This window comes from Dactylosporangium sp. NPDC005572 (assembly GCF_040605515.1).
In the GTDB taxonomy this organism is placed as follows: Bacteria; Actinomycetota; Actinomycetes; order Mycobacteriales; family Micromonosporaceae; genus Dactylosporangium.
In genome coordinates, this window is sequence record NZ_JBEXCY010000126.1 from 19,274 (window position 1) to 27,243 (window position 7,970).

The 7,970-nt window shown below is 73.6% G+C and carries 8 protein-coding genes; 4 read left to right on the top strand and 4 right to left on the bottom strand.

The genetic code is table 11. The annotated features are described in order from the left end of the window. Positions 1 to 1,058 (bottom strand): MMPL family transporter (locus ABZS66_RS40475; RefSeq protein WP_354767367.1); only part of this gene is annotated, 1,058 nt, incomplete at its 3' end. A 9-nt stretch (positions 1,059 to 1,067) separates the two neighbouring features. Then, a complete protein-coding gene (sigJ, locus tag ABZS66_RS40480) occupies positions 1,068 to 1,937 on the bottom strand; it encodes an RNA polymerase sigma factor SigJ (RefSeq protein WP_354767349.1) in 870 nt (289 codons plus the stop codon). A gap of 107 nt (positions 1,938 to 2,044) precedes the next feature. On the opposite strand from sigJ, the gene ABZS66_RS40485 reads away from it, so the two are divergent. The 3 genes from ABZS66_RS40485 to ABZS66_RS40495 all read left to right on the top strand — a co-directional run bounded on the left by ABZS66_RS40485 (position 2,045) and on the right by ABZS66_RS40495 (position 5,118). After that, entirely contained in the window at positions 2,045 to 3,616 is a 1,572-nt protein-coding gene (locus ABZS66_RS40485) for a hypothetical protein (protein ID WP_354767347.1), read from the top strand. A 59-nt stretch (positions 3,617 to 3,675) separates the two neighbouring features. After that, positions 3,676 to 4,008, top strand: coding sequence for a hypothetical protein (locus tag ABZS66_RS40490; RefSeq protein WP_354767345.1), 333 nt, complete (start codon positions 3,676 to 3,678; stop codon positions 4,006 to 4,008). Between the two features lie 120 nt (positions 4,009 to 4,128). Next, a complete protein-coding gene (locus ABZS66_RS40495) occupies positions 4,129 to 5,118 on the top strand; it encodes a hypothetical protein (RefSeq protein ID WP_354767343.1) in 990 nt (329 codons plus the stop codon). 49 nt (positions 5,119 to 5,167) lie between these two features. On the opposite strand, the gene ABZS66_RS40500 is transcribed toward ABZS66_RS40495, so the two are convergent. Continuing rightward, the gene (locus ABZS66_RS40500) at positions 5,168 to 5,908 is read right to left on the bottom strand and encodes an ABC transporter permease subunit (RefSeq protein WP_354767341.1); all 741 of its coding nucleotides are present in this window, start codon (positions 5,906 to 5,908) and stop codon (positions 5,168 to 5,170) included. Beyond that, entirely contained in the window at positions 5,905 to 6,606 is a 702-nt protein-coding gene (locus ABZS66_RS40505) for an ATP-binding cassette domain-containing protein (protein ID WP_354767339.1), read from the bottom strand. Before ABZS66_RS40505 ends, ABZS66_RS40500 begins: the two co-directional genes overlap by 4 nt. 120 nt (positions 6,607 to 6,726) lie before the next feature. Between ABZS66_RS40505 and ABZS66_RS40510 the strand changes: the two genes are divergently transcribed. Continuing rightward, positions 6,727 to 7,938, top strand: a complete 1,212-nt coding sequence (locus ABZS66_RS40510) for a histidine kinase (RefSeq protein WP_354767381.1) — start codon at positions 6,727 to 6,729, stop codon at positions 7,936 to 7,938. The last annotated feature ends 32 nt before the right edge of the window (positions 7,939 to 7,970 follow it).

Here is a 7,970-nt window from a genome sequence, read left to right on the forward strand (position 1 = left end):
GCCGTCGTGTCGGCCGTCGTGTCGGCCGTCGTGTCGGCCGTCGTGTCGGCCGTCGTGTCGGCCGTCGCCCTGGCCGGCCAGAAGATCCATCGGCCGCCGATGACCAGCAGGGCCGGCATCAGGGTGACCATCGCGACCAGCCCGACGAGGATGCCGATCGCGCAGGCCGGGCCGAGCCCCTGGGTGGAGTTGAGGGTGGCCAGCATGAGCAGCAGCAGGCTCACGGCGACGGTCGCGGCGCTGGCGACGATCGCCGGGCCGCAGCGGCGCAGCGCCTTGGCCATCGCCTCGTGGCGGTCCGCGTGGACGCGCAACTCCTCGCGGTACCGGGAGATGAGCAGCATCGCGTAGTCCGTCGCGGCGCCGAACACCAGCACCGTCAGGATGAAGCTGGTCTGCGTGTTCACGGTCAGGCCGGCGTGCTCGGCCAGCAGGTAGATCACCGCCTCCGACGTCACCAGCGCGACGCCGGCGGTGAGCAGCGGCAGCAGCGGGAGGATCGGGCTGCGGTACGTGAGCAGCAGGATCACCACGACCACCACCGCGGTGATGGTGGTGAGGCCGCCGCCCCCGCTGAACGCCTTGATCGAGTCGGACGCCTGGCCGGCCGGGCCGGTGACGTGGAAGCCGAGGCCGTTCGCGTCCGCCCGGCCGACCGCCGTGATCGCGTCGACGATCCGGCCGATGCCCGCCCAGCCCTCGCTGTCCTTGTGGACCTGTACGACGGTCTGGATGGCCGCGCCGTCGTCGGAGCGCACCGGCCCCTGCGGCCGGCCGACGACGCCGTCCAGGCGGGTGAACGCTTCGGCGTCGGCGCGGGCCTTGGCCAGGTCGGCGTCGGTCACGCCGCCGGGCCGGTCGTAGATGACGATGGCGGGCACGGTGTCGCCCGGCTGGAACCGGGCGGCCCGCTCGACCACCGCGGTCGACTCGGCGTTGCCGGGCAGCCACGCCGCGTTGTCGTTCTCCTCGACGTCGCCGAGCCGGCCGGCCAGCAGCAGCGCCGGCACCAGCACGACGAGCCAGACGGCGACGACGACCCACTTCGCGGTACGCATCGATGGCTCCTAATCGACGTGGGTGAGTTTGTCGGGGTTGGCGACGACATAGATGCCGCTGATCTGCCGGCCGTCCGGCGTGAGGTCGAGGGTGACCACCGCGAAGGGCACGCCACCGGCGACCAGCAGGGCCGACGGTTCGCCGTTGACGCTGCGGTACCGCACGTCGAGCCCTTCGCCCGACCGCCCGGCGAGCGCCGCGAGCAGCTTGGCGACCTTGTCGCGCCCCTGCAGCGGCCGCACGCCGCCCGCGTGGCCGGCGCCGTCGCCCCACAGGGTCACGTCGGGCGCCAGGATCTGCATCAGCGCGTCGAGGTCACCGCCGAGCGCCGCCGCGAGGAACCGCTCGGTGGCCTCCTGCTGCACCCGCGGGTCGGGCTCGAACCGCGGCCGCCGCGCGTGGACGTGCCCCCGCGCCCGGTGCGCGACCTGCCGGACCGCCGCGGCGCTGCGCCCGAGGATGTCGCCGATCTCGGTGTGCGCGTACCCGAACACCTCGTGCAGCACGAACACCGCCCGCTCGAGCGGCGTGAGCGTCTCGAGTACCACGAGCATCGCCATCGACACCGACTCCGTGTCGCCTTCCCTGTCGCCGTCCTCGAGGGGCCGGACGATGGGCTCGGGCAGCCACGGCCCGACGTAGGTCTCGCGCCGCCGGCTGATCACCGCCTGCTGGGCGAGGGCCCGGTTGACGGCGATGCGCACCAGGTACGCGCGGGGGTGCTCGACGGGTTCGCCGCCCTGCTGGCGCCCGCTCCAGGCCAGCCAGGTCTCCTGCAGCACGTCCTCGGTGTCGGCAACACTGCCGAGGATGTTGTAGACCATCGAGAACAGCAGCTCCCGCTGCTGACTGAACACCTGCGTCGTCGCGTCGGTCATGGATCGCCTCCTTCTGCCCACCTGAGAGCGAACCAGCCACCCCGAACGTGATGCGGAAGGCCCAACTGTGACCGGCGTCTCAGCAGCACCTCGGCGACAATGGCGCGATGGAGCGGTCGGCGGCGATCCAGGGGGCCTCGTTCGAGCTGGCGCGGCGGCGGACGGAGATCACCGGCGGGCTGTCGGCAGGCCTGGTCGAGCTGCTGGTCACGGCCGGCGTCTGGTCACCCGGGGAGGCGCTGTCGCACCTCCCGCGGCTGGCCACGGAGCTGGACCGGTGCGGTGTCCTGGAGTACCTCGTGCCGCTGCTGCCCGCCGACCTGTTGGCCCCGGCCCTCGCGTCGGTCGCGTCCGTCGACGACGAGTGGCAGCGGGCCGAACTGCTGGAAGCGCTCGCGCCGCACGTGCCGGTGGAGGCGTTGGCCATCGCGGCCGCGTTCGGCGACGAGGAGTTGCGCACCGGGACGATGGTCCGGCTCGCGCCGCACCTGCCGCCGGAGCAACTCGACGAGGTCCTGGCCGCGGTCCTCGCGGCTCCGCGCGAGTGGGATCTGCGGCGCCTCGCTCCGCATCTGCCGGCCGACCGGCTGCGCACGGTACTGGACGCGGCGCTCAGCATCTTTACACCGTTCTGGCGCGGCGTGGTACTGGCCGACCTGGCGCCGCTGCTGCCGCCCGACCTGCGCGCCGAGGCCTTGGCCGCGGCCTACGCCATCGCCGAGCCCGGCCCGAGGTCCCGGGCGCTGGTGGGTCTCGTGCCGCACCTGGCCGCGGACGAACGTGCGACGGCCGTCGAAGCGGCGTTGACGGCCGCCGTCGCAATCCCGTTCGAGCATGCGCGGTTCGAGCGGCTGACGGAGCTCATGCCGTACCTACCGGCGCTGCTGCACGAACGGGCGATCGCCGCGCTCAGCGGCTTCCCGCCCGACGGCTCACGCGCCGCGGCGGCGGCCGGCTTCGCGCCACACCTGGAACCGGACCTGCGAACGGCCGTCATGCGGCAGACCCTGGCCGACACGCTGACGATCGCGCCCGGCAGCGCACGCGTCGCGAGGCTGCTGATCCTGCTGCCACACCTGCCGGACGACGCGCGCGCGGCCGCCCGCCGCCAGGCGCTCGCCGACGCCACGACCCTGCCCGACGACGACCTCGCCGCCCGGGTCAACCAGCCCGGGCTCGGCCGGATCCTGCGGCTGGCCGGCGTCATCCCGCACCTGCCACCGGACGAGCGGACCGCCGCAGTCGAGCAGACGTACGCCGCCGCCCTGGCCGTCACCCATGCCGGCGCGCGCGGTGCGGCGATGACCGCGCTGCTGCCGTACCTGCCGGAGCAGCACCGCGACACCGCCCTGCACCTGGCGGTGACCGGCACCCGCGCGACCCGCCGCGACCTGTGGCGGGCGCGGGAGCTCTTCGCCCTCGCGGAGCATCGGCCCGCCGAGGTACTGGCCGAGGCGGTCACGCTGCTCGGCGAGCCCTGGCGCGCCAATCTCCTGGCCGCGCTCCCGCTGCCACCTGACCTGCTCCCCGAGGCGCTGGCCGCCGCCCTCGCCATCACCAACCCCTACTGGCGGACCGTGGCGCTGGCCGGCCTGACCCCGAACCTGCCGCCCGACCTGCGGTCACAAGCCCTCGACGCCGCCGTCGCCGTACTGGACGACCGGCGTTCGCGGGTGTGACGCCGGACCATCACCGACGGCCGGGCCGTCCTGTCGCGCACGCTGCGATGATCGACGGCATGGGTTCCGATCATGACGAGCCGACCGTCGTCCGGATGCTGGTCAGTGGGGGCGGCGAGGCCGACTTCTGGCTGATGGTCGAACCCGAGGGCATGACGTACGACGTTCCGCCCGAGCAGGCGACCGTCCTGCTGTTCCGCGGCTCGGACGCGATGGACTTCGAGGTGTGCCACCATCCCGACGGGTTGAGCATCTGGCGGCCCGGCAACACCGAGGTGTGGGCCGGCCCGGTCGGCGGTCCGCTGCGGCAGATCGGCGGGCGCCGCGACAACCCGTTCCCGACGCCGGACGGGTTCGACCCGGCCACCTGGCAGCCGGCGCCGCCCGCCTGAACGCCGGAAACCCGCTTGTGCCCGGTGCTGCAATGGAAGCGTCAGGACGCCATCACACGGGGGTGTACGAGTTTGCACGGGAGGCCGCGGCCGGGCGCCGGTTCGCACGTCGGTGACCGGATGAAGCTGCATCGGCGGCGGCTCCGGCTCGACGGGCGGGACTACACCGTCGTGACGCTCCGCCCGGGTACCCCGAGCCGGTTCAGCACGAACTTCTACCACGGCACCTGGCACGTGCTGTCGGACTGGGGCGGCGCACGCCTCCTCGGCCGGCTGCTGTGGGGCCTGGCGTACCAGCGCGTGCCCGGCACCGTCGTCCTCATCGACCGCCCGCACCTGGACACCAACCCGTTCGACGCGGAGCCCGCCGACCCCATCGCCCTCGTACCGGCACTCCTCACGCCCTTCACCCACAAGGCCGCACGCGACCTACGGCAGCGCCTGCCCCTGCGCGGCGCACCGGACGGCACGGTCCGTTGGCACACGCACGGCCTCGACACCGCGGTAGCCGCACAGCGTTCGCAGCGGGACCGCCCCCGCGGCAGCTGGCAGGCCCCGTGGATCCGGCCACGCGGCTTCACCGAACGCGTCGACCGCATCGGCGGCCTGGTGACGCTCACGGCAACACCGGACCTCCTCGAGGAACACGCGGTCGACGTCTCCACCCTCGGCGACTCCGCGTTCCACGGCATGGACTACACCGAGCTCAACTGGCCCAACGGCGAGGTCCAGGTGTTCCGCGACTACCGCGAGCGCGTCTCGGCCGCCGCCGTGGCCCGCCGCGAGATCCTGTCCGAAGCCGAGCCCGCCGCCGAGCCCGCCGCCGAGCCCGCCGCCGAGCGCAACGCCGGTGCGAAGGCGGGCACGCAGGCCGGCGCGAAGGCCCTCGCAAAGCCGGAGAGCAAGGCCCGCGCGAAGACCGGCGCCAGAGCCGGAACCAGGGCCGAAGCCAACCTCGAAGCCGAGGCCGGAGCCGGTGCTGATGCGAACCCGAGGGGCCCGAGCCGGCTGGACCCTTACGCCCTCAACCGCCTCATCTGGGACCGCGGCACGGAGGTCCGCCGCCGCCGACTGCCGGCTCAGACGTCGCGCCCGCGCACCAACGCGTAGCCCAGGCGCCGCTGACGAGCGCCGCTGACGAGCGCCGCTGACGGGCGGTTCAGACATCGCGGCGGCGCACCAGCGCGTAGCCCGCGCCCACCGCGGCCGCCGTCCAGCCGGTCAGCACCAGCAGCGCCGGTAACGGGTCCGCGGTGTCCATGAGCCGCTGCCCGGCCTGGTCGGGCAGGTACCGGGCGACCGCCGCCACACCCGGAATGCGGCTCAGGACTGGGCCGACGATGAAGAACAGCGGGATCAGGATGCCCAGCGTCAGTGCGGTGCTCCGCAGGGTCGCCGCCACACCGGCCGAGAACAGGCAGACCAGCGTGAGGTAGACCGCCGCGCCCGCCAGCGCGCGGGGCACGCCCGGTGCCGCCATCGACGTGCCGTACGGCCCCAGGCCGGCCTGGTTGACCGGCCACGACACCAGCACCGTGGCCACCGCGACGACCAGGGCAGCGCCGCACCCGACGAGCAGCTTGCCCCCGTACGCCAGGCCACGCCGCGGCACCGCGGCGAGCGTCGCCCGGACGGTGCCGGTGCCGTACTCGGACGTCACCAGCAGCGCGCCGAAGGCGATGAGCGCCAGCTGCCCGTACAACAGCCCGACAAAACCGGAATAGACCGGGTCGAAGTCGGGGCGCACCATCGCGGCGTTGCCGGTCTCGTACGCATTGCGGACCGAGAAGCCGCTGACGGCCGCGAGACCGACACTGATCAGGAACGTGAGCGCGAGCGTCCACACCGTGGACCGGATCGTGCGCAGCTTCGTCCACTCGGCCAGCACCACGGTGGTCATCGGGCACGCTCCTGCAGGCGGAGATAGGCGTCCTCAAGTGACGTCCCGTCACCGATGAACGACGCGAGCGGGGCGTCGGCCAGCAGCCGGCCGTGACCGATAACGATCAGGTGGTCGGCGGTGATGGCCATCTCGCTCATGAGGTGGCTGGAGACGAACACCGTGCGGCCCTCCGCGGCGAGGGAGCGCACCAGGTGACGCAGCCACCGCACACCCTCCGGGTCGAGGCCGTTGACGGGCTCGTCGAGCAGCAGGACGGGCGGGTCGCCGAGCAGCGCCGCAGCCAGGCCGAGGCGTTGGCGCATGCCGAGCGAGAAGCCGCGGACCCGACGGCGGGCCACCCCGTCGAGGCCGAGCTGCGTGAGCACCTGGCGGACCCGGGTCCGGCCGATGCCGTTGCTCTGGGCCAGCCACAGCAGGTGGTCGAACGCGGAGCGGCCGGGATGCACGGCGTCGGCCTCGAGCAGCGCGCCGACGTGTCCGAGCGGGTGGCGGATCCCGTCATACCGCCGGCCGCCGACCCGGATCTCGCCGGCGCTCGGCCGGGCCAGGCCGACGACCATCCGCATGGTCGTGGACTTGCCGGCACCGTTCGGGCCGAGAAACCCGGTGACCTGTCCCGGCTGGACGGTGAAGGTGAGCGCGTCGACGGCCTGAACTCCCCCGTAACGCTTGGAAACCTCGCGGACCTCAATCACGGGCCCAACGCTGCCGGATCGCACGGCCGGGCACATCCGACCGTGGTCCGATTCCGAAGCTCCTACCGTGGTCCGACGCGCGCCACCACCGCGCCGCATACGGTGGACCGCGTGAACGAGATGCACCGCCGCCTGCTGATCGCGCTGGACGGCCTGGCCGCCGCCATCGCCGCGGTGGTGTTCGTCGTGAGCGCGGTCGCCGGGCAGCACGGCGCGGCGGCGTGGGCCCGGGGGCTGCTGGCGGCCGCGGCCGCGCTGCCGATCGCGGCCGTCCGGCTGCGGCCGCGGCTGGTGTTCGGCGTCGTGCTCGCCGCGTCGCTGGGCTGGTCGATGCTGGACCGGGCGCAGCTGCCGTTCGTCGCCACCGCGTATGCGATGTTCCACTGCTCTTCGGTCACCTCACGCCCGCGGCGGGTGCGCGCCGTGACCGCCGTGCTGGTCAGTATCGGCGGGGTCGGCCTGCTCACCGCGGTCGGCAGCCCGCGCGGCGTGCCCGGCTGGTGGATCGGCCGGCCGCAGCTGCTCGCCCTCCTCGCGGCCGTGCTGGCCTGCGCCTGGACGGCCGGGCAGATCGTGCGCGACCGGCGGTTGTTCGCGCAGCGCGCCGCTGAGCAGGCCGCCCGCAGCGCGGTCGCGGAAGAGCGCCTGCGGATCGCCCGTGAACTGCACGACAGCGTCGCCCACAGCATGGGGGTCATCGCGATCAAGGCGGCGGTCGCCGGGCACGTCGCCGACCGGCGGCCCGAGGAGGTGCGCGACGCGTTGCGGGTCATCGAGACCACCAGCAAGGGAGCGCTGGCCGAGATGCGGCACCTGCTCGGCGTGCTGCGGTCGGACGACGACCCGGGCGAACACGAGCCACCCGGATTGGCGGCGCTGCCGGCGCTCACCCGCCGGGCCACGGCCGCCGGCGTGACCGTCGACGTGACGCTGCGGGACACCGAGCGATTACCCGCGACGCTGGAGCTCCCGGTGTATCGGATCGTGCAGGAGGCATTGACCAACGTGGTGAAGCATGCGGCGCCGACGCGCTGCCGGGTGGGTGTGACGGCGGCGGCGAGCGAGGTGAGCGTGGAGGTGTACGACGACGGCCGCCCAAACAGTAGCCCGCCGTCTAGCCGTGACCAAAGCCGTAGCGCAGGCCGTGACGTGGGCCGTGACGTGGGCCGTGACGTGGGCCGCGACTTCGGTCCGCACGGCTTGGGCGGGCACGGCTTGGTCGGCATGCGCGAGCGGATCGCCGCGTACGGTGGCACGTTCAGCGCCGGTCCCCGTCCCGAAGGCGGTTTCCGGGTTCTGGCAAGGATTCCGTACAACGAGGAGTCCGCATGACGGCCCCCACCCGCGCGGTCGGCGCTGCACGA

Excerpts from the sequence above, each read along its gene's own strand:
- sigJ (WP_354767349.1), bottom strand. The coding sequence starts at position 1,937 with ATGACCGACGCGACGACGCAGGTGTTCAGTCAGCAGCGGGAGCTGCTG.
- ABZS66_RS40485 (WP_354767347.1), top strand. The coding sequence starts at position 2,045 with ATGGAGCGGTCGGCGGCGATCCAGGGGGCCTCGTTCGAGCTGGCGCGG.
- ABZS66_RS40490 (WP_354767345.1), top strand. The coding sequence starts at position 3,676 with ATGGGTTCCGATCATGACGAGCCGACCGTCGTCCGGATGCTGGTCAGT.
- ABZS66_RS40495 (WP_354767343.1), top strand. The coding sequence starts at position 4,129 with ATGAAGCTGCATCGGCGGCGGCTCCGGCTCGACGGGCGGGACTACACC.
- ABZS66_RS40500 (WP_354767341.1), bottom strand. The coding sequence starts at position 5,908 with ATGACCACCGTGGTGCTGGCCGAGTGGACGAAGCTGCGCACGATCCGG.
- ABZS66_RS40510 (WP_354767381.1), top strand. The coding sequence starts at position 6,727 with ATGCACCGCCGCCTGCTGATCGCGCTGGACGGCCTGGCCGCCGCCATC.